Origin of the sequence: Paraflavitalea speifideaquila (assembly GCF_032395985.1) — a bacterium.
In the GTDB taxonomy this organism is placed as follows: domain Bacteria; phylum Bacteroidota; class Bacteroidia; order Chitinophagales; family Chitinophagaceae; genus Paraflavitalea; species Paraflavitalea speifideaquila.
In genome coordinates this window covers 6,259,590-6,282,480 of record NZ_CP135920.1, presented here as the reverse complement: position 1 = coordinate 6,282,480, position 22,891 = coordinate 6,259,590, and the positions used below count along the sequence as shown (strand labels likewise).

Genomic DNA, 22,891 nt, shown 5'->3' with positions numbered 1-22,891 from the left:
TGATGGCTGTAAGATAAGAATCCCTGATTAAAGCTTGCTAACCATACACCGAAAATCCCTCCATAAGGGAAAATAAGACAACTTCAAACATGGGTGTGCTTAGAGGATTACGTAGGGAAAGACGAATAGGCTTGTCGGGTATTGATCCATCAACATGTGCAGCCGGTCGTGGATCTTCACGCTCAAATACTTTTTGCCCTTGTTTTCCGTAAAGCCAGTCCCTCGGAGATAGCGGTCTCGTATTATTCCCGGCGCATCTTAAACTTTTTGTGGCGGTCCGTTTCATTGTTTCCAGCTTTAACCAAGTAAAATTCGTATTGCCGTAATATTTCGATGGTAATATCCTCAAAATACATTTCCTGATCAAAACAGGTAGTCATCTCCTTGGCCAGTCTTGCGGCTTTCCGCCTAATGATTACCATTTTTGTAGTGAGCTTTCCTGGAATTAGGGTTGCAATGTCTGCACGGAAGACCCAAGGATCTGTGTTGGCATTAAAGGCGATAAAGATGTTTGGCTCCACCAGGCAGATACAGTCGTCGTATATGCCGCGATCATTCTGGCCGGACTTGTCCATAGTATTCTGGTAATAACCACGAACGCCAATAAGGAACACTTCGTCGAGGATGGGCTGTTGGATGTATGCCACCGCATCCGCCCGTATTAACTTAGGTCGGTTCATGGTAGTTGTGATTTGCTTTCAATTTATTCAGTAGCTTACCCTTCCTCAGCCCATCTGACCTTCAATTGTTAAAGACTTCTCAAAATCCAATTGTTCAAGTGGCTGATTATCATATCTCTCAAACATTGTTAAGGTACTGATGGCTGTAAATGGCATGGGCATTGACTAATACCGTGTACGAATTGCATTATTCACTAAAAAGCACGGCTATGAAACAATCGTTCAACATCATTTTCAGGTATCCGTTCAAAGAAAAGAATATTTTCATTGAACTAACAGGGAAGGTAACACGGCCAGGTGCTGCATCGTATTATATGGTGAGTGATATACGTTTTGCTAAACATCCGGAAGGGCCCTACGATGCATTTCCTGAAATTAAAGTGCAACAACGGCAATTGCATGGCGAAATGGTATGGGTACATATGGACACGCAAAAAGAAAGTGAACTCAGCCATATTGTAGGACAAGCTATCGACGATTACCTGGCCGGCAATGCCTCCTAATATCCATCTACTATAATACAATGAAATGTATCAATACAGAGAAACCGGAATACAAAAGCCGGAAGACTGAATCAACAGCTTCCGGCTTTTTAAATGCACCTGTCAACTATCCATCTAATAAATAGGAATGGTTTGATCAGATCAATACACTTTACTCACCATGCAGGTAATCATCAATATTCTCCAGTGCATCATCCTGTAAGAATTCTTTACAAGTGCAGTATTCACCCATGGGGCAGGAGGGAGGGTCGTAACTGCACAATTCAAAAGTAGTGAGGCTATTATTATTGATCTCTGTTTTTATATCGAGTGTGCTAACCATTAGCTGGTACTTTTTACTCAAAGGCACATCATCGGGAATATCGGTATCGAGGTTCCAGGTAAACATCATCTTGCTGAAAGCTGCACACACCCTTTCCAATTGGAAGGTACTTAATAAATGAGCCGGCGGGAACTGCTCTTGTTGTAACCCACAATAATAACCAAAAGTGTATACGGGATCGCTCTCCAGCCATCGCTCCTCCTCTTCGAGAGCGTCTTCCACCAATTCAGGGTACACATAATTCAATGTAGGCTGGTCTGGACGTTCAGCCTCGAGGATGTCGGATAAAAGATGTATGATATACGCTTCCATGCAGCCGAGCATTTTATTAGCTCTACAATGATATACGAGAAATTCCGGTAAAGGATTTATTGTATAACCCACTTGAAGTAAGAAAGTTGCACGAAAATGTAAATACTGCACAAACTGCCTGCTGCTGATAGCAGGATATTTATCAAGCCGGACAGCTATGGATGGGCCCCATGGAGGAAACCCTTTTTGTATAATACCTTGAAGAAGCTTCCAATAAGGGCCATCCCGGACGGATTTGCGGGATTATTGCAAACCAGGTTGATCCTGGCTCAATCGGGCATGAACCCCGCTAGAAACTGATCCCTGGAAGGCTGGGCCGGATGTAAAATGGGTGAAATATCTGGGTGGGATAGCTGGCGTATGGCTGGTAGGCGGCTGGTATACGGATATGGGTCTCTATAAGGTCTCGATAAGGGTATTGCTGAATTGGAGAAATTTACCAGGTGTGATGGAGGCGGGAGGGGCTGGTTGCCTGTTTTGGGCAGGGATGCTCATACAGCCTGTGAAACTGAGGGGTCTTGCTGTAATGTACGAAATCTGGCGGGCCATTGTGTGACTGGTAGCCAATGATCTTTCTGCAACAGAATATCATATAGTGGTTTTAGCAGGGAGGGGAGAGCTGGCCGCATGATGGGCAGTGGTGAAGGTGTGTATTACAGCAGGCGTTATACAAAAAATAGTGTGGTAGGGTTATATGGGATGCCCGGCGTTGGGGTAGATACAAAAAAGCCCCGCCTTTAAAAAGGCGGGGGTGCTCCCATTCATATGCGTTAACCATTAAACCTTATCCTATGGGTGTAGATACGCATAATCATGCCATAAGGATTTACAAAAGGAGAAAAAGTCTATTATGTTAATTTTTGTGCATTGAGTACCAGTAATGCACACTCTTTTTAGTGTTTTGGAATGATACGGGCATGTTTAGATCCGATACGGGGTAGTGAAAAACTACTCTAAACCCTTTGCCAGTAAGGATTCCCCAAAGTGCTACTGCAATTGTAGAATCAGCTGTACAATTGATACTTAAAATACACATTGCCGTTGTTGCACCTGCTTATACCACTATTCTTGTTGATCGTTAAAATCAAGGATGCTCAAAAAACTTCATCACAATTGCGTTGTACTGATCTCAATAGTGTAATCTATTGCCCACTTTAAAATCAACCAGTTTCTTACTGTATATGGTACGCTTAATAGTTTATTGTCTTCATCTCATTTTCTACTCCATACATCGCATTTATAACTCACGCTGCTTAGGTTCTTTTCAAAGCAGATGAAGGCGGGTTTGGGCCGGATGGGAATGGCGGGCTGACCATCCCCTTAAATAAAGAACCCCTCCCGTAAACGGGAAGGGCTCTTTTGCTTGTCATGTCAGTGTACCTATTTTATGATAGTACCTGTATCAAAGACTATCCAGGTCTTATCTCAGGAACAACATTTCGCGGTATTTGGGCAGTGCCCAGTATTCATCGGCCACGAGTAATTCGAGCTTGTCAACGCTGTAACGGATAGCATCAAAGTATACATCTTTCACCTGGCTTTGGTAAGCGATGGCCTTTGTGCGTGTATCTGTCATGGCATTGGCTGTCTTACGTGCCTGGATCATTTTTTCAACCAGGTCGCTCACTTTGCTGATATGCTCGGAGATCTTTGCAACGATCTGCTTTTGATTGGCATAGGATTCTTCCTTCAGGCCAATCTCTTTCAGCCCCTTGATATTGTCGATCAGGATATTCTGGTATTTGATTGCAGCGGGCAATACATGGCTGGTACAAAGCTCACCCATGATACGGGCTTCGATCTGAACACGCTTGATGTATTTTTCCAGCTCAATTTCATGACGTGCTTCCAGCTCTACATGGCTCAATACATTGTTGTTTTCAAACAAATGCTTGGCTTTTTCGGTGATCATACCATCGAGGGCCAGTGGGGTAGTGGGGATATTGGGCAAACCACGTCTTTCAGCTTCATGGTGCCATTCTTCGCTATAACCATCACCTTCAAACAGTACTTTTTCGCTTGCTACAATGTATTCACGGATAACGTGCATAATAGCGATCTCTTTCTTCTCCCCTTTTTCAATCAGGGTATCTACATCCTTCTTGAATTGTTTCAGTGTTTCGGCCATGATGCTGTTCAGGGCAGTCATTGCATTGGCGCAATTGGCAGCAGAACCTACGGCACGGAACTCAAACTTATTACCGGTGAAGGCGAAAGGAGAAGTACGGTTACGGTCGGTATTGTCCAACAGCAGTTCAGGAATGCTGCGGTGCAGGTCGAGCTTCAGGATGGCTTCATCCTGCTCATCGAATTTACCACCTACTCTTTCTTTCACGTCTGCCAGCACCTTGCTCAGGTATTGACCAATGAATACGGAAATGATAGCAGGCGGAGCTTCGTTGGCACCCAGGCGGTGATCATTGCCAGCAGAAGCGATAGAAGCCCTTAAAATATCGGAATAGTCGTGTACTGCCTTAATGGTATTTACAAAAAAGGTCAGGAACATCAGGTTGGTCTTCGGTGTTTTACCGGGAGCCAGGAGGTTCACGCCAGTATCAGTGGCCATGCTCCAGTTGTTGTGCTTACCGCTACCATTGATACCTGCAAATGGTTTTTCATGCAACAGGGCACGCAGTTTATGACGGCGGGCAACACGGTCCATGATGTCCATCAACAAGGTATTGTGGTCTACCGCTACGCTCACTTCTTCAAAAATAGGAGCGCACTCAAACTGTGAAGGGGCTACCTCATTGTGACGTGTACGTAAAGGAATACCTAATTTGTAAGATTCTGTTTCGTAATCACGCATGAAAGCATACACTCTTTCAGGAATAGAGCCGAAGTAGTGGTCTTCCAATTGCTGACCTTTTGCGGGGGCATGACCAAATACGGTGCGGCCGCTCATTACCAGGTCAGGACGGGCGTTGAACATGGCTTCGTCTATTACGAAATACTCTTGTTCCCAACCCAGGGTAGCGGTTACCTTATTTACATTCTTATCGAAATAGTTACATACTTCAACAGCAGCCTTGTTCAGTGATTCCAGTGATTTGAGCAAAGGAGCTTTATAATCCAGTGTTTCACCGGTATAAGAAACGAAGATGGTAGGGATACACAGGGTTTTACCTTCGCCGATCTCCATGATAAAGGGAGGAGAAGAAGGATCCCAGGCTGTATAACCACGGGCTTCGAAAGTGGCGCGGATACCACCGCTTGGGAATGAAGAGGCATCAGGCTCTTGTTGTATAAGTGCGTCACCATCAAAGGTTTCGAGGGCACTGCCATCACCTTTCAGGGTAAAAATGAATCATGCTTTTCGGCAGTTGTTCCGGTAAGTGGTTGGAACCAATGCGTATAGTGAGTAACTCCTTTAGTTTCAGCCCACTGGCGAAGTCCGGCAGAGATCTGATTAGCCATAGCCCTGTCAATCTTCTTGCCACCCTTGATAGAGGTCAGCAGGCTCTTATAAGCCTCATCACTTAAAAACTCACGTGCTGTTTTAAGTGTAAAAACATTCTCCCCAAAGTAGCCTGTAATTTTAGATGACCCTTCCACCGCCGTACCATTCGAATGGGTTAGGTCGTTGATAGCTTTAAAGCGTAATGATTCCATTTCTTAATTTTTTGCGTGTTGTGCAAATAAACAATAAATGGCGTGGATAAAAAATTTTTGGATTCAATGTGCGTTTTTTTAAATAAAACGTGGAAAAACCCCTATCCTTTTGAATAAACCGCTAAAATTTGGGGTCAAACTCCGTGAATATTAAATATTTTTCTTTTTACTAATTTAATGTTTTGGCGGCTCTTTGGCCCTTTCATTGGCACCATGATAAATTGGGGTGAAAATAGCTGCGGGCAGTGGGCTGCAAGCTGGGGATAAATACAGTTTAGAGGTGAGGGTGAGCCGCCCTTGGGAGGGCGACCCACCCTAAGCGACCACCCTTAAGAGGGCGACCCAGGGTAAAGGGTTCTACCTGCCGAATACTGGATTCTGGCATGTATTTGCAACCAAATCAATACATTTGATGCAATATTTGCCAATGTCCGGTATTACAGCAGTACATAAAAGTTGTATAGCCTTCGTTTCAAACAGTGCCTGGTCGGTGTACAATTTCCGGCTCGATGTCATTAATAATCTCCTGGCGCAGGGTTATGAAGTATTGGTTTTGGCTCCTGACGACCGTTATTCGGCCCTCCTTCTTGAAAATGGCTGCCAGTTTATTCCAATTAGCTTCGACAACAAAACAAAAAACCCCTTTCACGACCTGTCTTTTTACTGGCAATTAAAACGACTGTACCGCAAGCACAAGCCCAACTTCATTTTTCATTATGTAGCCAAGCCCAATATATATGGTTCGCTGGCTGCTGCGGCCAATGGTATTCCTTCGGTAGCGGTCATCACGGGCCTTGGATATGCTTTTGACCGAACCAACTGGCTTTACCAGGTGATGCGCCTCTTGTATAAGAATTCACTGCGCAAAGCCCGTGAGGTATGGTTTCTTAACAACGAAGATGCCCGCATATTTATAGATAAGAAGATCATTAACATTGAGAAAGTAAAGGTGTTGCCGGGGGAAGGGATCAATACGAGCTATTTTGCTCCCCTGAGAAGCGCCCGTCATACGGAACCTACTTTTACCTTTCTAATGAGTACCCGTTTACTCCGGAGTAAAGGGATTGGTTTATATGTTGATGCTGCCCGCATATTGAAAAAGAAGAATTATGATGTACGATTTGAATTGATCGGCTTTTTTGAGAACCATCACCCGGATTCGATTACCCAGGAAGAACTTACGCGGTGGGAAAAAGAAGGGCTGATCCATTATGGCGGTTTTGCCAATGATGTACGGCCTTATCTTGCCAAAGCGGATTGTTTCGTATTTCCTTCTTTTTACAATGAAGGCATTCCCCGTTGCCTTATGGAGGCTGCTGCAATGGAGCTGCCAGTAATTACATCCATGAACAGAGGCTGTAAAGAAGTGGTACTTAATAACTCTACGGGGTATATCTGTAATCGGCATGACCCTTTTGACCTGGCCGATAAAATGGAGAAAATGATCAACCTGCCTCCGGAAGAACGTCACCGCATGGGTAAAAATGGCCGTTCGCTCGTGATGCGGAAGTTTAATATAGCTGCGATCATTGACGAGTATACGGACACGCTGCAGCAGGACCTGACGGATTGAAAACGTGAATGATGAATCGTCAATTGGTTACTGCATCGGTAAATAGCTAATAAGAAAGCATTAAACTGCTATTGGATCAACTTCCTAAACATTAACCTACTGCACGATTAAAGTTTTCGGGAAACTTCTTTTGGAGGAACTCTATCACCCCGAACTTTTCAATTGCTGCTCCCAGATCCAGGTACTTAGGTCGGGAAATTGAAATGGGAATTTTTCAAGGATTTCCATGGTAAAATTGGAAAAGTCGGGAGTAAAGTAAAAAAAACAACCACCATAAGTCTGCTCAAAATAGCGCACCCAGGCAAGATCGCTCGTAAGGATCGGGATCCGGCAGGCTGCATATTCTAGTAGTTTGGTAACTGTTTGGTGGTTATGTGGCTCAATATCAGGCTTGTAGTTAATGGCAAAACGGGCTTTCTGCAAATATTGCCCCACTTCCTCATGCTGTACGGGGCCTTTGAATATGATATTAGAATGGCTGCTGTACCTATCGGCCAGGTGTTGAAAGTTCATACTCAGAACAAGGATATTGCTCTTCGCCATGGCAGCACCCGGCAGAAACCGGTCAAGGATCCTATGAAACCGGATATCCCGGGTAACAGAACCGCAGTAAATGAAGTCATACTCTTTTGGGGCCGTTTGTTGCGCGCCCAGGAGTAAACCTTCGGTGATACCCATATCCCGGAACCCAAAGGGCACTTCATCCCGGAAATTAAATTGCTGTTGTACATATCCATTGAGGAACAACCTGAAATCAGGCCGTACGTTATAAAACCGTTTTGCGCTGTCTTTCAATCGTCTTAGCGGCGGCAAAGAGGAAGACGAATATTCATGGATCTTGACAATTCCCGGTCTTCTTGGGGTAAGATCAACTCCCATAAAATACCACTCCACCTCAGGTGAGTGTAACCTCACTTCTTTCCTGGTCACCAACTCACACCCAATCCCATATTGTCCGAAAAATCGTGTACATGCATCTACCTCGGTTTCAGGTAGAAAGGCTTTTTATTATGCACAAAAGCGATGGTCATAAGTGGAAACAAAGGATAAATTTATAAATAAGATTGCATAGTGGTTCGTACTTTTGCGCTTCTTCCGGCGGGAGTGGCCTATTTTTTAACAGGATGGCTATCCCCAGCACGAAAACTTTATATATTATCATGGAAATTACAGTTAAAACGGCGCAGCAATTACGCCTCACTTCCGATGAATTTGAGCTCATTAAAGAAAAACTTGGCCGCACTCCCAACTTCAACGAACTCTGTGCCTTCAGTGGCATGTGGAGTGAACACTGTAGTTATAAAAACTCTATTAAATGGTTAAAAACACTGCCCCGTGACGGCCAGAAAATGCTGGTAAAAGCCGGCGAAGAAAATGCCGGTCTGATGGACATTGGCGATGGCTATGGCGTAGTATTTAAAATAGAATCACACAATCACCCCTCCGCTATCGAGCCTTTCCAGGGGCCGCAACTGGTGTAGGTGGTATTCACCGCGATATTTTTACGATGGGCGCCCGCCCGGTGGCCTCTCTTAATTCTCTTCGTTTTGGCAATCTTACTGATGCCAAAACACAACACCTGCTCTCTGGGGTAGTACATGGTATTGGTCATTATGGCAACTGTTTTGGCGTTCCAACGGTGGGTGGCGAAATATATTTTGAAGGCCGTTACCATACCAATCCGTTGGTAAATGCCATGAGTGTAGGTATTGTGAAAAATGGGGAAACCATTTCGGCTACGGCAGCTGGCATTGGTAACCACGTATTTTTTGTGGGTTCTGCTACGGGTAAGGATGGTATCGGTGGGGCATCTTTTGCTTCTGCTGATATTACCGCCGAAAGTGCACAGGAATTACCCGCTGTTCAGGTGGGTGATCCTTTCCAAGAGAAAAACTATTGGAAGCTTGCCTTGAAGTGATCCAAACGGGTGCGGTAGTAGGTATGCAGGATATGGGTGCAGCAGGGATCATTTGTTCTACGGCCGAAATGAGTGCTAAAGGAGGTGTAGGGATGCGTATTGACCTCGATAAAGTTCCTACGCGCCAGTCCAATATGAAAACATGGGAACTGCTGCTGAGTGAAAGCCAGGAGCGGATGCTGATGGTAGTTGAAAAAGGGAAAGAAGAACTGGTGAAGAAAGTATTTGAAAAATGGGATCTCCCCTGCTCTGATATTGGTGAAGTAACCGGCGATGGCATCCTGCGTTTCTATATGCATGGTGAATTGGAAGCTGAATTACCAGCGGAAGAATTGGTATTGGGTGGCGGCGCTCCCCAATACACGCGGGAATACAAAGAGCCTGCTTATTTTGAAAAAGATCAATGGTTTTGATCCGGCTGCCATTGCTGTACCGGCCGATCTGAAGGGGTTGCAGAAGAACTGGTAGCTGTTCCCAATATTGCCTCAAACGTTGGGTGTACGTACAATATGATAGCATGGTGGGCGCCGGCAATGCCTCTACCAACCAGCCCAGTGATGCTGCCATCGTTATTGGCAAACCTACTGGCAAAGGACTCGCTTTAACTACGGACTGTAATAGCCGCTATGTATTTGCGGATCCTTATAAAGGAGCTATGATAGCTGTGGCCGAAGCCGCCAGAAATATCGTATGTAGTGGCGGTCAGCCGCTGGGTGTTACCAATTGCCTCAATTTTGGCAATCCCTACGATCCTGAAGTATACTATCAGTTTGTTCATGCTATTAAAGGTATGGGTGAGGCCTGCCGCAAGTTCGATACGCCGGTAACAGGCGGTAATGTGAGCTTCTACAACCAAAATCCTGATGGGGCGGTGTATCCTACACCAACGATTGGTATGGTGGGATTACTGGATAGTGTGAATGATAAAATGACGATGTATTTCAAAGAGGAAGGCCACGTGGTATTCCTGGTAGGGAAGGCCCGTGGCGACATCAACTCTTCTGAATACCTGCATAAAATAAAAGGGGTGGAACACAGTCCTGCTCCTCACTTCGACCTGGAAGAAGAGTTTGTGCTGCAACAAAAAATTGCTGAGCTCATCAAGGCTGGCGCTATTGAATCAGCGCATGATGTAAGTGAAGGTGGTTTGTTCATCACGCTGTTGGAAAGTTCTTTCCATAAAAACCTGGGTGTTGATGTAGTGGCTTCTGACAGTGATATCCGTAAAGACGGATATTGGTTTGGCGAAGCGCAAAGCAGGGTTGTAGTGAGTGTAAAGCCTGCCAAAGTAGCTGCTTTCCGCAAGCTGTTGGGTGATCATCCTTTTGAAGAGCTTGGTTTTGTCACCAATGGAGCTATTGAAATTGATGGTATGAACTGGGGAATATCATTACCTGGAAGGAGCGCTATGATACGGCCATCGAAAACCTGTTGGCTGGAACAGCGTCTGAGCAGGCTTTGAGTGCGTTGTAAGAACTTGCAGACCCTATTGTCAGGATGCTTCATTATTGATTATTGCAATAAGCCAACCAATGAACAAAGATTCAATCATAGTCGTTACCGGGGCGGCAGGATTTATAGGCAGTTGTCTAGCAGGCTTTCTGAATGAACAGGGATTCAATAACCTGATCCTGGTAGATGAGTTTAGCCGGATCGATAAAGTCCCCAATCTGGCGGGCAAGACCTTTACAGGGAAAGTAGAGCGTGATCATTTTTTTGAGTGGCTGGGAAAAAGGCCTGCACCTGTTGATTTCATCTTCCATATTGGCGCCCGTACAGATACTACTGAATTTGATTATTCTGTACACCAGCGACTCAATGTAGAATATTCGCAAAAAGTATGGAACTATAGTGTGCTACACCAGGTGCCGGTAGTGTATGCGTCTTCAGCAGCTACTTATGGTGCTGGTGAACTGGGTTATGATGATACGCATGAATTGCCATATCAGCTAAAGCCTTTGAACCCTTATGGTATTTCAAAGAATGAATTTGATAAATGGGCCTTGCAACAACCGGCGCAACCTCCTTTCTGGGCTGGCTTGAAATTCTTTAATGTATATGGCCCGAATGAATACCACAAGGGACGTATGGCCAGTGTAATATGGCACTCCTTTAACCAGATACGTAAAGATGGACTGGTCAAGCTGTTCAAATCACACCGGCCCGATTATAAGGATGGTCAGCAGTTGCGTGATTTTGTGTATGTGAAAGATGTGCTCAGTGTTTGCTTTTGGCTGATGGAACAATATATCGTGGGCAATAAGTCGAAGGTGACCAATGGACTGTATAATTTAGGTACTGGTAAAGCCCGCAGCTTCGATGACCTGGTGAAAGCTACTTATGCCGGACTCGACAAGGAGGCCAATATCCAATACATTGATATGCCCGAAGATATACGTGATAAGTACCAGTATTTTACGGAGGCCAATATGCAAAAGCTCATCGATGCTGGTTACAAGAAGCCTTTTTATTCGCTGGAAGCCGGGGTAGATGACTATGTACGTAACTATTTGGCAAATGGAAAATTCTATTAAGTCCGAAAGACCGAAATTCAGAAAAGTCCGAAAGTAAAAATGATGATCAGCAAAATACTTTTGGGCTTTCCGGACTTGCTGACTTCTGGGCTACCTAACTCATAAACATACTCCCATGAACAATAAGATCGCGATTATAGGCGGCGGCAACCTGGGTACCGCCATTGCAGAAGGGTTGATCAATAGTGGCTTTTCAAAACCTGAAGATGTACTCATTACCAAGCGCAATATAAAAACCTTGCATACATTGGAGCAGCGGGGGTATTGGTGAGAGATGACAATGGGGAGGCTGTACGTTTTGCCAATCTCGTTATCCTGGCGGTGAAACCTTTCCAGGTAAATGAGGTATTGGGCAAGTTGAAAGACTCCTTGATCCTGCCAGGCATGTACTGATCTCTGTAGTAACTGGCAATACGATTGAACAGCTGCTTAAAGCCGTAGGGAAGAAGATCCCGGTTATCAGGGCCATGCCCAATACGGCGATTGCTATTCAGGAAAGTATGACCTGCCTGGCTGCGCATGAAGTGAGCAAGGAGCAGGTGAGTTATACGGAAGACCTGTTTAATCAATTGGGTAGGGTAGTATGGATCGATGAAAAGCTGATGGATGCTGCTACTGTTTTAGGGGCTTGCGGTACTGCCTATGCTATGCGTTATATACGTGCCAATATACAAGGGGTATTGAAATTGGGTTTGATGCGGCCACTGCCACGCTTATAGCTGCTCAAACGGTAAAGGGAGCAGCCGAATTATTGTTGAAGAAAGGAACTCACCCCGAGCAGGAAATTGATAAAGTAACTACTCCCAAAGGATGCACCATTGCTGGCCTTAATGAAATGGAGCACCAGGGGTTCAGTTCATCACTCATCAAGGGTATTGTAGCCAGCTATGATAAAATAGCTAAGGATTAATATACCAATTTGTCCAATACAAAGGGGCGTCACTATGTTGTGGCGCCCCTTTGTATTTCAAATCAGTTGATCGCTTTCTCTTAATAAAACTTTCCATTTTCCACGTCCACCTGGAAGGCTCGCAGGTTCACCAGCCGTCTTTCGTATTGTGAAAATTCGGCCGCCCCGGCTGCAGCCAACATCAGGGGTATTCCTGCCCCGGGTACAACTGGTATACGGAACGACCTGAAGTCCATAGCAGCGGTACCATAAAATTCCCAGGTCCTTTCCTGGTTGTACAAGGGAAAGAAATTGGAGCCCATTCTGATAAATACGGTTTCTCCATCACTGAATCCCCATACGTTCCGCTTGGGGTAGAGGCTGCCATCTGCTTCTTTTACATAAATGATATCGGCCAGTGATTCAAATTTGACCTCAAAATTGGTACAAGAGGGCGTGCTGTTCTTAAATTCATGATACGAGAGATATACGCCCTTGGCGGGTTTGGGTAATGTACTACTTCCGGTATAGAGATTATTAAATGCATCCAACTCCACCTGTTTCAGGCTTCTTTTATGCAGCAGTCTGGCAAAATCTGTTCTGTTAAGTATGCTGAGGCTATTTAATAAGGTTGAACTGATAAAACCTCAGAGGTATAACTGTTGGTTTTACGGGCGTAGATCACGGAATCGAAGCGGTGAATAGGGTAGTAGACTCCGTTTGAATGCAGATACATTTCGGTCTTCAGGTATAACCAGGCATTCCGCACATGGGTATTGTGGAGATTCAGTTCCGTGGAATCGAACTCTGATAACCACAGTTTCTTTATGTAGATCACCAACTGGTTATTGGAGCCTGGTGTTAAATTGTTTTGGAAATGACCGGTGAGGAAGGCTGTTAGTTCATCTGCGGTATTTGTTCCAAACCGGTATTTATAGGAGTGTTTGTCTTTGGTGGAACGATAAAAACCCAGCTTGGTGGTATCGGGGCGGATATCCCGTATTTCAATGGCAGAGAAAGGAAGCAATGATCCGGCTTCATTGATAGCAGCAACGGGATAGATTACCTTATACTTACTTTTACTGGAGGGAGAAAGGGCTGTTGATACTTTGCTTTGGGCGATACTATTTGTGCAGGCCAGCAAATAACCCAATATGATAAAAACACACCTGTTCATGCGTAATGATTAAGCAGTTGTTGAAAATGAGTGGAGGCTCATTCACAGGTTATGATTTTGAAAACATGTAATTGCAGGGAGAGAAAAACAATCAACAATAGGAGGGTGGTAGACCCCGGTAAGATCGTAGGATATCAGCACCTCCAAAGTACAAAAATTTATGAAAAAACCTAGCTCAAAGGGTTAAATATAATACTGTGCCCTGATATCTGTGATATTCCGCAAACCTGACCTATAATGGCCATTTGTTATTCGTAAAAATAACTGTGCCAGGTGCGTATTCATACGAAAAAGTCAATAAATTCTGTCTGATGGCTTGTATATGAAATAAAAATTGCCTTCCTTCGTTTAAGAATTACTTTAATTCCCAGATCCAATTTTACTATGAAAAGTGAGAGGTTTACATTATTCATCTTACTGGTTGAAATCGTGGCAATAAGTGTTTTGCATTCAGCAAAGACTGGTAAGCCCACATCATCATCTACCAAAGCGACTGTTACGGCAGAGAAGCAAAAGCCTGTACAGAAAACCAGCTGGCAATGGAGTAACAATTTTACGCTTATTCGCCTGAAATAAATGCCTTCCCATCAATGGTTCACGCAGCCTGTAACGGGTAATCCGCCGCTCAAAACCGGCAGCAGCGCCAGTTTCGCCACCTGTGTTCCAAGTTTTCCACATTACCATTTTGTGATTTTTATCAGCCGGAAAAATGCTGTACCTTTGCATGACCTTCAGGAAATATTATCCCCCTAATGTGGTTTTCCGCTGGTCATAACCGGACTGGTTCAATAATCAAGCAAAAGTAGTACGCCAGATATACAAACATCGAAGTAAACCCTGTTAACTATTTGCCAGGGACCATCAGCGATGTATGTGTGGCTTATTGTTTTGTACCTGTCCTATACCGGATTAACAGCATAACATTTGTAAACTGATTTAACCATATATTATGGCCAAGTACATATTTGTTACAGGAGGCGTAACTTCTTCATTAGGTAAAGGGATCATTGCCGCGTCATTAGCCAAGCTATTACAGGCAAGAGGTCTTAGGGTGACGATTCAGAAATTTGATCCCTATATTAACGTTGACCCTGGTACCCTGAACCCCTATGAGCATGGGGAATGTTATGTAACGGAGGACGGAGCTGAGACGGACCTGGATCTGGGACATTATGAGCGTTTCCTGAACATTTTTACCACACAGGCCAATAATGTTACTACGGGCCGTATCTACCAAACAGTTATCAATAAGGAAAGAGAAGGCGCCTTTTTGGGTAAAACGGTGCAGGTAATTCCCCATATTACCGATGAGATCAAGCGCAGAATGTTGCTCCTGGGCAAAAACAATGAATACGATGTGATCATTACGGAATTGGGAGGTACTGTAGGCGATATTGAAAGTCTGCCCTTCATTGAAGCGTTGCGTCAGTTGCAATGGGAACTGCCTGAAGAAGATACTGTGGTGGTGCATCTTACCCTCATTCCTTACTTGAAAGCTGCTAAAGAGTTGAAAACCAAACCTACGCAGCACAGTGTAAAAATGCTGAGTCAGGAAGGTGTTCACCCTGATATCATCGTTTGCCGGACTGAAAGGCCACTTTCGCCTGATCTGCGCCGCAAAATTGCCTTGTTCTGTAATGTTAAGCAGGAAGCCGTGATAGAAGCGGCTGATGCCCCGACGATCTATGAAGTACCACTGGCCATGATGCGTGAGAAGCTGGATCTTATTTGTATGAAAAAGCTGAACATCAATTTGCAAAAAGAACCGGATCTCCATCGCTGGAAAGAATTCCTCGATAAATTGAAATACCCCAAAAGCCAGGTTACTATTGGCTTGATCGGCAAATACATTGAGCTGCAGGATGCCTATAAGTCTATCCTGGAAGCGTTTGTTCATGCAGGCGCCATTAATGAATGTAAAGTGCAGGTAGTCAATGTACACAGTGAATTCATTACTGATGATAACGTGGCCGAAAAACTGGCTAACCTGGATGGTTTGCTGGTAGCGCCCGGGTTTGGACACCGTGGTGTGGAAGGGAAGATCATTGCTGTTAAATATGCCCGCGAAAACAAGCTGCCATTCTTTGGTATTTGTCTGGGAATGCAGATGTCGGTGATTGAGTTTGCCCGTGATATCCTCGCGTTACCGAAAGCCCATTCTACTGAAATGGACCTCCATACGCCCGATCCTGTTATTGATCTTATGGAAGAACAAAAGAAGATCACGGCTAAAGGCGGCACCATGCGTCTTGGTTCTTATACCTGTCAAACGCTTGAAGGTAGTCTTGCCCGCCAGATCTATGGCAAAGAGATGATCACTGAACGTCATAGACACCGCTGGGAGTTTAATAATCAATACCTTACACGTTTTGAAGAAGCTGGTATGGTAGCCAGTGGCAAGAACCCGGAAAGTGGGCTGGTGGAGATCGTAGAGCTGCCCAAGCACCCTTTCTTTATTGGTGTTCAGTACCATCCCGAGTTAAAAAGTACGGTTGAAAATCCACATCCTTTATTTGTGCATTTCATCAAAGCCGCCAAAGAATACGCCGATCAGAAAAGTGCGGTTAAAAACCCTTTACTGCAAAGCGAAATGATTTAAATAGGGACTAATCGTTACCGGAGAGCCGGTAACTAACAACGGCACGTTGAGGAATAGCTGCCTGCTATTTCCCAACGTGCCGTAACATTTTATGCCTGGCGGCGACTTATTACCTGGCTGTTAACCTTTCTGGTAACCAGTCTTCATGAATCATAAACCAATTCCCGGCAACCAGAAACCCCTATCTTTGCACCTCCTCTAAATTTTGTACTAATGAACATGGATCGCAATACGATCATTGGTTTTGTATTACTGGCGGGATTACTCTTTGTTTACTTGTTTATTTCAACTAAGAATTCCCATGAGTTAGCAGGGCAACGCCAACATTATGAAGATTCTGTAGCCCGGATAAAAAGGGCCCAGGATTCTTTAACAGCTATTGCCCAAAAGGATGCTACGATCAAGGCCGTGCTCGGTAATGACAGCACGTTGAATAATGACCAGGGCGTGGAAAAACTGGTAACAGTCGAGAATGAAGTTCTGAAGGTCACTTTCACTACTAAAGGCGGTCAGCCAGGAAAAGTAGAGCTGAAGAAATATAAATCAGTTGATAGTAACCTGGTTGTATTAAACGGTACTACTTTTGACAAAATATCGTATGCCATCAATGCTGGGTCCAATCAGGCCATGCAGGTGACTGATCTGAATTTTGTAGGTGGAGAGGTAGTGAAAAATGCGGATAATAGTCAAACGATCACTTTTCAGCGGCCTCTTCCCAATGGCACGGTTATACACAAATTCACCTTGAGGCCCAATGATTACCTCATTGACTGGAATGTTCAAATGGGAGGTGCTGATAAGCTGCTTTCACAAGGTGCTTTCAATATCACCTGGCAAAACCAGCCTGTTCAACATGAAAGTGATGTGAAGTATGAGCGTCTTCAATCCAATATCTGTTATTATTCTGATAATGATTTTGACTACATCATGTCAAAAACAGAAAAGAAGCTTGAAAAACAGGTACAATGGGTAGCGGTTTCGCAGCAATTCTTTAATACTACGTTGTCGTATAAGAACGGTTTTACTTCTGGCGATATCCGCTGGTCAAGGCATGCTGATACTACGCATAAGATTGCTGATGTAACTACGATGCTGCAGGCCAAACTACCTCTGGGAACTGATGCGCTTGTTCCCTTGCAACTGTATTTTGGCCCCAATGATTATAAGATATTGAGAAATCAGCCGGTGACAGAGATGGATAAGATCATCAATCTGGGTAGGGATATGTATGCGTTTGTACGTCCCATCAACAAGTACATTGTAATGCCGGTGTTTAACTTCTTCAATAGTTTTGTGGGCAGCATGGGTATTGTAATTCTCTTGCTTACGCTCTTTATCAGGTTGGCTACTTCACCACTGATGTATCCTGGTTACCTGACGAGTGCCAAAATGAAGATATTGAAGCCGGACCTGGCCAAGCTGAAAGAAAAATATCCAGAACAGCAGCAGTTTGCTATGGAGCAAATGAAGTTTATGCGTGAGGCGGGAGTTAATCAATTTGCGGGTTGTTTGCCCAGCTTATTGCAGATCCCGATCTTCTTTGCGTTGTATAGTTTTTCAACTCCAATATCTCTTTGCGTGGTGAAGAATTCCTATGGGCCAAGAACCTGGCTTCTTATGATGTGTTGTTCCAGTTTCCCTTTGAAATCTGGGGATTGGGCAGTCATATCTCCTTATTTACGCTTACTGCGGTAATTACGAGTTTCCTGATCTCTTTTTATAATATGGCATCTACACCTGATCAGGGCAATCCTGCTTTGAAATACATGCCGTATATTTTCCCATTCATTCTGCTTTTTGTTTTCAATAAATTACCGGCGGCCTTAACCTGGTATTATACTGTGTCTAATATCATTACGCTGGTACTACAGTTTGTGATACAACACTATATCATTAACCATGATAAGCTGGTAGCTAAAATTGAACTGGCCCGTAAAAAGCCTAAGTCGAAATCCAAGTGGGCAGAACGGCTGGAGCAAATGCAGGAGCAGCAAAAGAAAATGCAGGAAACCAAGGCCAAACAAGGCGGCGGGAAGAAATAGAGGGTCCGAAAGTCAGTAAAGTCAGAAGGTCCGTAAGTATTTTCGTAACAATCGAAGGTGCTTACGGGCTTTCGGTTTTTTGGACTTGCCGGCTTTATACTATTCCTTAAAGTATTTCGTTAAAAATCAAGCCAATAGTATCTTAAATAGCCTAGTTGTTGTTATTTTAGGCAACGGTTCTGATTACTTATCTCGTCTATAAGACAACTCACCAACCCGGGTTAACATGAAAAAGTATTTCGGTCTTTTCACGCTGAATCTGCTGCTCCTGCTAACTGCAGTGGGGCAGAAGAAAGTTTCTGAGCTGACTCTCGTGTATGATGCTTCGATTTCTTCCGGCAGCACTGAGCCTAAAATGGCGGATGCCCTGGATGGCGCTACGACTACGGTTTATCTGAAGGGGCCCATGAGTCGTACAGAAATGGTCAGTGCGCTTTTGGCTTCGACAACGATCCATGATTCCAAGGCGGGTACGGCTGTCATATTGCGGGAAGTAAGCGGTCAGAAGTTATTGATCCGAATGACGTCCGATAATTGGGCAGAGAAGAACAAAAGGTACATTGGAATGACCTTTACAGATACGAAGGAAACGAAGATTATTGCGGGATACAACTGCATTAAAGCGGTCGCCAAATTGGCTGATGGAGCGACCTTTACTGTATACTATACGGCGGATATTATTCCTGAGAATAAGGATTATGACTCCCAGTTCAAGAACCTGAACGGTTTGCCCCTGGAATATGAACTGGTACAAGGTAAACTCACGATCAAATACACGGTTTCCAAGATCAACCTGAATCCTGTGCCGGCCTCTAAATTCGACATCCCCAAAAGCGGCTATCGCGAGCTGACCTACGAGGAAAGCAGGAAGGTGAATTAATAACTGAAATTTAATGACTTTTTAATGGATAAAGCTTACTTATGAAGCTTTATTTTAAGATCTAACAGGTTGAGATTGGTCTTGAACGTAGGTTTTGCGTTCATCTTTACCTGCTGGGGCAATATGTAAACGGTATTGCCTTTTTGGTAGGTAACTACTGTGTTGTAGGTGATGAAATTACGTGTACGTTCACTACTGAGGATTTGACTTCCTGTGTAGGAAGGACCGGCTTTTAAAGTAAAGCCATTGGTCGTTCTAATAGGTGTGTAGATGGGCTTTAGCGGCGCCTCTGACTTCTTTTACCACCACCGCTGCTAGCTACAGCAGCAAGTGCAACCGCCCCAATCATCGCACAACTGATGAGGGTCTTTTTAGCATGTGGGTAAATTTAAAAGTAGAGTTTGCCTTCATAACTAACGCAAAAATATTGAAAAATTTTAGAAACCTTTAACCGATTGTCACAAAGTTTAGTATCTCTTTAACGATTAAGGATGCCTAAATGTTACAGATTCCATAAAAATGACACTGCTTTTTAACAAATGTTGCACGGCCATTTTAAAATACTCAAAATCAATCCTTTTGCCCGGGACTTATTAACATGCTGTCAATAAGAAAAATTGGTATACATCCATGAAAAAGCTATTTTACATAAACCTTTACTTAATTACATGAGAGACAATCCATCACGCAATGACAACGAGGAGCTCAAGGAGTTAGTGAAGCAGTTTCAGAACCTAAAATCTGGCCGCAGCCACTCCTTCCTGGATGAGGAGGCCTTTGAGCGTATTATAGATTATTTTGATGACCGGGAAGACCTGCAACAGGCGCTGGAAGCGGCTGAATTGGGTATTGAGCAATACCCGTATTCGGCCATGTTGCTTATTAAAAGGCGGATCTGCTGATCGCTACCCGCCATTACCACGAGGCGCTAAGGATCCTGCAGCATGCTGAATTGCTGGATAGCAACGATATCAACCTGTATATATTAAAAACTGATGCTTACTTGGCGCTTGATCAACAGGAAAAAGCGGTAGAGTTATTGGAAAATGCCCTCCAGCTTTTTGAGGGTCAGGAACGCATAGAGCTGCTTTTGAACTGGCCGATGTATACGACGATTATGAGGAGTTTGATAAGATCTTCGATTGTCTCAAACTTATCCTGGACCAGGAGCCCAATAATGAGGAAGCGTTGTACAAGATCTGTTTCTGGACTGATTTTACGGGCCGTAATGAAGAAAGTATCCGCTTACACCAGCAGATCATTGAAGAGTATCCTTATAGTGAGTTGGCCTGGTTTAACCTGGCTGCTGCCTATCAGGGGCTAAAGCTCTATGAAAAAGCGATAGATGCCTATAAATATGCGATTGTAATCGATGAGAAGTTCGACTACGCATACCGCAATATGGGTGATGCCTATATCAGGATGCGGAAGTACAAAGACGCCATTGAAGTACTGGAAAAGGTATTGGAGCTTTCGAGGCCCGAAGATGTGATCTATGAAGCTATAGGTCATTGTTACGACCGTATGAAGAACTTTGCGCAGGCGCGGTTCTACTATCGCAAAGCATCACACCTCAATGTAGAAGATAGCAAGCTTCATTATAAGGTAGCCTGTACTTACATCAATGAAGCGCAATGGGCTACTGCCATTAAGCACCTCGAAACAGCCTTGCAGATCCATCGCATGCAGCCTGAGTACAATATGGCGATGGGGGAGTGTAAAATGCAGATGGGAGAATACAAAGAAGCGATTCAGTATTTTTCAAATGTGGTGCGTCAGCGGCCTCGCAATATATCCAGTTGGGAAGCACTTATCCGGTGCCTCTACAATGGCGAGTTTTATGAGGAGGCGCTTGAACAAGTGAAGGCTGCCATCAAAATGACCGAGGGGAAACCGCTGTTTCTTTTCTACCTGGCGGGTGTTTATTTTGCCCTGGGTAAGGTTAAGGAAGCCCTGTTGCAACTTGAAAACGCGATGAATGTGGCTCCCAAGATGGTAAAAAACTGGTTCAACTCAATCCCGCCATCCTGCAAAACCAAATGGTGGTGGATGTAGTGGCTCGTTATAAGAAAAACAAGCCTCAATAGGGCGATCCAAACCTGCTTGTTTTTGTACAATTGTTCCTTCAGTATGAAGTAAATCGATGCAATTTTCAGGAGGTTAAAGTATTTTAACCTGTGAAGGATGGTAGCCGTTCCTGTGGCATTAACTACATCCTATACGTCTTTTATCTAATATTCTGTCTATGACCTGGTGCATCATTTTTCTTTTTCTTCCCTATTTTTGCGGCGGCTATAGAAATCGTAATAGTAAAATCCAGCGAATGAATTTCAACCTCACACAGATTCCTGATAGAAACCTTAAACCTCGTACCAACGGTATTACAATGGTCATGGATAAAGGGCTTAGTATACCTGAAGTGCATAATTTCATGAGTGTATCAGGTCCTCATGTAGATATCGTAAAGCTGGGATTTGGTACATCCTTCGTAACTCCCAACCTGCGTGAGAAAATTAAAGTGTATCAATCCTATAATGTGCCAATTTATTTTGGCGGTACTTTATTTGAAGCTTTTCTTGTACGGAACCAGCTCAATGATTACATCGCGGTTTGTAAAGATTATGGCATTGAATATATTGAAGTGAGTGATGGTTCGATTACGATCCCCCATGCTGAGAAGTGCGGGTATATTGAAAAACTTACCAAACATGCCACGATCCTCAGTGAGGTGGGAAGCAAAGATGCGGCTCATATTATTCCTCCTTACAAGTGGATAGAACTGATGCGGGCTGAACTAAATGCCGGTGCAACGTATGTTATTGCCGAGGCCCGCGAGGCTGGAAATGTGGGTATTTATCGTGGCAGTGGAGAAGTACGGGAAGGGCTGGTACAGGAGATCCTTACACAAATACCCGGCGAAAAGATACTTTGGGAGGCCCCGCAAAAAGCACAACAACTCTATTTTATTGAATTACTCGGTTGTAATGTAAACCTGGGTAATATAGCCCCCACAGAAATGATTTCGCTGGAAGCCATGCGCATTGGCTTGCGTGGCGATACTTTCAGCTTATTCCTCAATAAAGAAGAAGCATAATGAGACATTTTGGGCTGATCGGTTACCCGTTGAGCCATTCCTTTTCCCAGAAATTCTTTACTGACAAGTTCAGGGAGGAAAATATCGTCGACTGTGTATATGCAAATTTTCCCCTGGAAAATATAGACGCGCTGGGGGCTGTACTGGAAAAGTATCCAAACCTGGCGGGTCTTAATGTGACGATTCCCTACAAGGAAAAAGTGATGCCCTGGCTCCATCATCAAAGTGATGTAGTAAAAAGATTGGCGCCTGTAATTGCATCAAGTTTGTCAATGGCGAGTTGCATGGCTACAATACGGATGTAACGGGTTTTGAAAACTCCCTGCGTCCTTTGCTGGAATCACACCATCAGAAAGCCCTGGTATTGGGTACGGGTGGTGCCGCCAAAGCCATTCATTTTGTGCTGGAGAAACTGGGAATCATTTTCCTGGAAGTATCGCGCAACCCCATCTCCGGCCGGCAGATCAGTTATGAGCAATTAACGCCTGCCCTCCTGGAGCACTATATGCTCCTTATCAATACCACACCGGTAGGTATGTATCCCAATGAGCAGGATTGCCCGCCCTTGCCTTATGAGGGCCTCACCCCCATCATTACCTGTTTGACCTGGTATATAACCCGGCCAAAACGCTGTTTCTTCAAAAGGAGCGGAGCAGGGGCTGTGATCAAAAACGGCGCAGATATGCTGGTGATACAAGCTGAAGAAAGCTGGCGGATATGGAATGCTTAAAAGTCGGGAAGTCGGAAAGTCAGTAA

21 protein-coding genes and 4 pseudogenes are annotated in these 22,891 nt (G+C 44.3%); 18 read left to right on the top strand and 7 right to left on the bottom strand.

Translation table 11 applies throughout. From position 1 onward, the window contains the following. Window positions 1-242: 242 nt before the first annotated feature. Window positions 243-680 (bottom strand): hypothetical protein, encoded by a 438-nt coding sequence (locus tag RS881_RS43150; protein WP_315816447.1) that lies wholly within the window; start codon window positions 678-680, stop codon window positions 243-245. A gap of 209 nt (window positions 681-889) precedes the next feature. On the opposite strand from RS881_RS43150, the gene RS881_RS43145 reads away from it, so the two are divergent. Next, window positions 890-1,183: a hypothetical protein gene (locus tag RS881_RS43145; RefSeq protein WP_315816446.1), complete on the top strand. Its 294-nt coding sequence runs from the start codon at window positions 890-892 to the stop codon at window positions 1,181-1,183. Window positions 1,184-1,334: 151 nt separating this feature from the next. Here RS881_RS43145 and RS881_RS43140 read toward each other — a convergent pair whose 3' ends face one another. Further along, a complete protein-coding gene (locus RS881_RS43140) occupies window positions 1,335-1,742 on the bottom strand; it encodes a hypothetical protein (protein WP_315816445.1) in 408 nt (135 codons plus the stop codon). A gap of 406 nt (window positions 1,743-2,148) precedes the next feature. Here RS881_RS43140 and RS881_RS43135 point away from each other — a divergent pair, with 406 nt between their 5' ends. After that, entirely contained in the window at window positions 2,149-2,373 is a 225-nt protein-coding gene (locus RS881_RS43135; protein WP_315816444.1) for a hypothetical protein, read from the top strand. Window positions 2,374-3,237: 864 nt separating this feature from the next. Here the strand turns inward: RS881_RS43135 and RS881_RS43130 are convergent. Both RS881_RS43130 and RS881_RS43125 read right to left on the bottom strand, forming a co-directional pair. Beyond that, window positions 3,238-3,867 (bottom strand): glutamine synthetase III family protein, encoded by a 630-nt coding sequence (locus tag RS881_RS43130; RefSeq protein ID WP_315824789.1) that lies wholly within the window; start codon window positions 3,865-3,867, stop codon window positions 3,238-3,240. Window positions 3,868-4,311: 444 nt separating this feature from the next. Then, window positions 4,312-5,429: pseudogene (locus RS881_RS43125) on the bottom strand (glutamine synthetase III domain-containing protein); the annotation flags it as partial. Window positions 5,430-5,919: 490 nt separating this feature from the next. Between RS881_RS43125 and RS881_RS43120 the strand changes: the two are divergent. Then, on the top strand, window positions 5,920-7,002 hold the full coding sequence (locus RS881_RS43120) for a glycosyltransferase family 4 protein (protein WP_315816443.1): 1,083 nt from the start codon (window positions 5,920-5,922) through the stop codon (window positions 7,000-7,002). Window positions 7,003-7,146: 144 nt separating this feature from the next. On the opposite strand, the gene RS881_RS43115 is transcribed toward RS881_RS43120, so the two are convergent. Continuing rightward, window positions 7,147-7,935: a hypothetical protein gene (locus tag RS881_RS43115; protein WP_315816442.1), complete on the bottom strand. Its 789-nt coding sequence runs from the start codon at window positions 7,933-7,935 to the stop codon at window positions 7,147-7,149. Between the two features lie 227 nt (window positions 7,936-8,162). On the opposite strand from RS881_RS43115, the gene RS881_RS43110 reads away from it, so the two are divergent. The 7 genes and pseudogenes from RS881_RS43110 to RS881_RS43070 all read left to right on the top strand — a co-directional run bounded on the left by RS881_RS43110 (window position 8,163) and on the right by RS881_RS43070 (window position 12,364). Beyond that, window positions 8,163-8,483, top strand: coding sequence for a phosphoribosylformylglycinamidine synthase-related protein (locus RS881_RS43110; protein WP_315816441.1), 321 nt, complete (start codon window positions 8,163-8,165; stop codon window positions 8,481-8,483). Between the two features lie 26 nt (window positions 8,484-8,509). After that, a pseudogene (locus RS881_RS60725) lies at window positions 8,510-9,333 on the top strand (AIR synthase-related protein). Between the two features lie 83 nt (window positions 9,334-9,416). Next, window positions 9,417-10,382 (top strand): AIR synthase related protein, encoded by a 966-nt coding sequence (locus RS881_RS43095; protein WP_315816438.1) that lies wholly within the window; start codon window positions 9,417-9,419, stop codon window positions 10,380-10,382. Between the two features lie 70 nt (window positions 10,383-10,452). Next, window positions 10,453-11,454: an ADP-glyceromanno-heptose 6-epimerase gene (rfaD, locus tag RS881_RS43090; RefSeq protein ID WP_315816437.1), complete on the top strand. Its 1,002-nt coding sequence runs from the start codon at window positions 10,453-10,455 to the stop codon at window positions 11,452-11,454. Between the two features lie 115 nt (window positions 11,455-11,569). Continuing rightward, window positions 11,570-11,847, top strand: a pseudogene (locus RS881_RS60720) (pyrroline-5-carboxylate reductase family protein). Window positions 11,848-11,921: 74 nt separating this feature from the next. Next, window positions 11,922-12,173 (top strand): pyrroline-5-carboxylate reductase family protein, encoded by a 252-nt coding sequence (locus RS881_RS43075; RefSeq protein WP_315816435.1) that lies wholly within the window; start codon window positions 11,922-11,924, stop codon window positions 12,171-12,173. Next, window positions 12,083-12,364, top strand: a complete 282-nt coding sequence (locus tag RS881_RS43070; RefSeq protein WP_315816434.1) for a pyrroline-5-carboxylate reductase family protein — start codon at window positions 12,083-12,085, stop codon at window positions 12,362-12,364. The genes RS881_RS43075 and RS881_RS43070 overlap by 91 nt, the downstream gene beginning before the upstream one ends. A gap of 80 nt (window positions 12,365-12,444) precedes the next feature. Here the strand turns inward: RS881_RS43070 and RS881_RS43065 are convergent, their stop codons facing one another. Together RS881_RS43065 and RS881_RS43060 are read right to left on the bottom strand one after the other, a co-directional pair. Continuing rightward, window positions 12,445-12,894, bottom strand: a complete 450-nt coding sequence (locus tag RS881_RS43065; protein WP_315816433.1) for a hypothetical protein — start codon at window positions 12,892-12,894, stop codon at window positions 12,445-12,447. A 71-nt stretch (window positions 12,895-12,965) separates the two neighbouring features. Continuing rightward, window positions 12,966-13,520, bottom strand: coding sequence for a hypothetical protein (locus tag RS881_RS43060; RefSeq protein ID WP_315816432.1), 555 nt, complete (start codon window positions 13,518-13,520; stop codon window positions 12,966-12,968). 949 nt (window positions 13,521-14,469) lie between these two features. On the opposite strand from RS881_RS43060, the gene pyrG reads away from it, so the two are divergent. The 8 genes and pseudogenes from pyrG to RS881_RS43015 all read left to right on the top strand — a co-directional run bounded on the left by pyrG (window position 14,470) and on the right by RS881_RS43015 (window position 22,865). After that, complete coding sequence (gene pyrG / locus RS881_RS43055; protein WP_315816431.1) at window positions 14,470-16,119, top strand: CTP synthase; 1,650 nt, start codon at window positions 14,470-14,472, stop codon at window positions 16,117-16,119. A gap of 213 nt (window positions 16,120-16,332) precedes the next feature. Further along, a pseudogene (gene yidC / locus RS881_RS43050) lies at window positions 16,333-18,161 on the top strand (membrane protein insertase YidC). A 226-nt stretch (window positions 18,162-18,387) separates the two neighbouring features. Further along, window positions 18,388-19,041 (top strand): hypothetical protein, encoded by a 654-nt coding sequence (locus tag RS881_RS43040; RefSeq protein WP_315816428.1) that lies wholly within the window; start codon window positions 18,388-18,390, stop codon window positions 19,039-19,041. Window positions 19,042-19,709: 668 nt separating this feature from the next. Continuing rightward, window positions 19,710-19,943 carry a hypothetical protein gene (locus tag RS881_RS43035; protein WP_315816427.1) on the top strand — a complete coding sequence of 78 codons (234 nt, stop codon included), beginning with the start codon at window positions 19,710-19,712 and terminating at the stop codon, window positions 19,941-19,943. Between the two features lie 286 nt (window positions 19,944-20,229). After that, window positions 20,230-21,096, top strand: coding sequence for a tetratricopeptide repeat protein (locus RS881_RS43030; protein WP_315816426.1), 867 nt, complete (start codon window positions 20,230-20,232; stop codon window positions 21,094-21,096). A gap of 268 nt (window positions 21,097-21,364) precedes the next feature. Then, window positions 21,365-22,135, top strand: a complete 771-nt coding sequence (locus RS881_RS43025) for a phosphosulfolactate synthase (RefSeq protein WP_119051040.1) — start codon at window positions 21,365-21,367, stop codon at window positions 22,133-22,135. Then, entirely contained in the window at window positions 22,135-22,440 is a 306-nt protein-coding gene (locus tag RS881_RS43020) for a hypothetical protein (protein ID WP_315816425.1), read from the top strand. Before RS881_RS43025 ends, RS881_RS43020 begins: the two co-directional genes overlap by 1 nt. Beyond that, window positions 22,416-22,865 carry a shikimate dehydrogenase family protein gene (locus RS881_RS43015; RefSeq protein WP_315816424.1) on the top strand — a complete coding sequence of 150 codons (450 nt, stop codon included), beginning with the start codon at window positions 22,416-22,418 and terminating at the stop codon, window positions 22,863-22,865. The genes RS881_RS43020 and RS881_RS43015 overlap by 25 nt, the downstream gene beginning before the upstream one ends. Window positions 22,866-22,891 lie beyond the last annotated feature (26 nt).

Bases quoted from the DNA above. Each gene is read 5' to 3' on its own strand.
- pyrG (WP_315816431.1), top strand. From the start codon at position 14,470: ATGGCCAAGTACATATTTGTTACAGGAGGCGTAACTTCTTCATTAGGT.
- RS881_RS43110 (WP_315816441.1), top strand. From the start codon at position 8,163: ATGGAAATTACAGTTAAAACGGCGCAGCAATTACGCCTCACTTCCGAT.
- RS881_RS43130 (WP_315824789.1), bottom strand. From the start codon at position 3,867: ATGCACGTTATCCGTGAATACATTGTAGCAAGCGAAAAAGTACTGTTT.
- RS881_RS43035 (WP_315816427.1), top strand. From the start codon at position 19,710: ATGAGAGACAATCCATCACGCAATGACAACGAGGAGCTCAAGGAGTTA.
- RS881_RS43150 (WP_315816447.1), bottom strand. From the start codon at position 680: ATGAACCGACCTAAGTTAATACGGGCGGATGCGGTGGCATACATCCAA.
- RS881_RS43040 (WP_315816428.1), top strand. From the start codon at position 18,388: ATGAAAAAGTATTTCGGTCTTTTCACGCTGAATCTGCTGCTCCTGCTA.
- RS881_RS43145 (WP_315816446.1), top strand. From the start codon at position 890: ATGAAACAATCGTTCAACATCATTTTCAGGTATCCGTTCAAAGAAAAG.
- RS881_RS43020 (WP_315816425.1), top strand. From the start codon at position 22,135: ATGAGACATTTTGGGCTGATCGGTTACCCGTTGAGCCATTCCTTTTCC.
- rfaD (WP_315816437.1), top strand. From the start codon at position 10,453: ATGAACAAAGATTCAATCATAGTCGTTACCGGGGCGGCAGGATTTATA.
- RS881_RS43060 (WP_315816432.1), bottom strand. From the start codon at position 13,520: ATGAACAGGTGTGTTTTTATCATATTGGGTTATTTGCTGGCCTGCACA.
- RS881_RS43025 (WP_119051040.1), top strand. From the start codon at position 21,365: ATGAATTTCAACCTCACACAGATTCCTGATAGAAACCTTAAACCTCGT.
- RS881_RS43075 (WP_315816435.1), top strand. From the start codon at position 11,922: ATGCCCAATACGGCGATTGCTATTCAGGAAAGTATGACCTGCCTGGCT.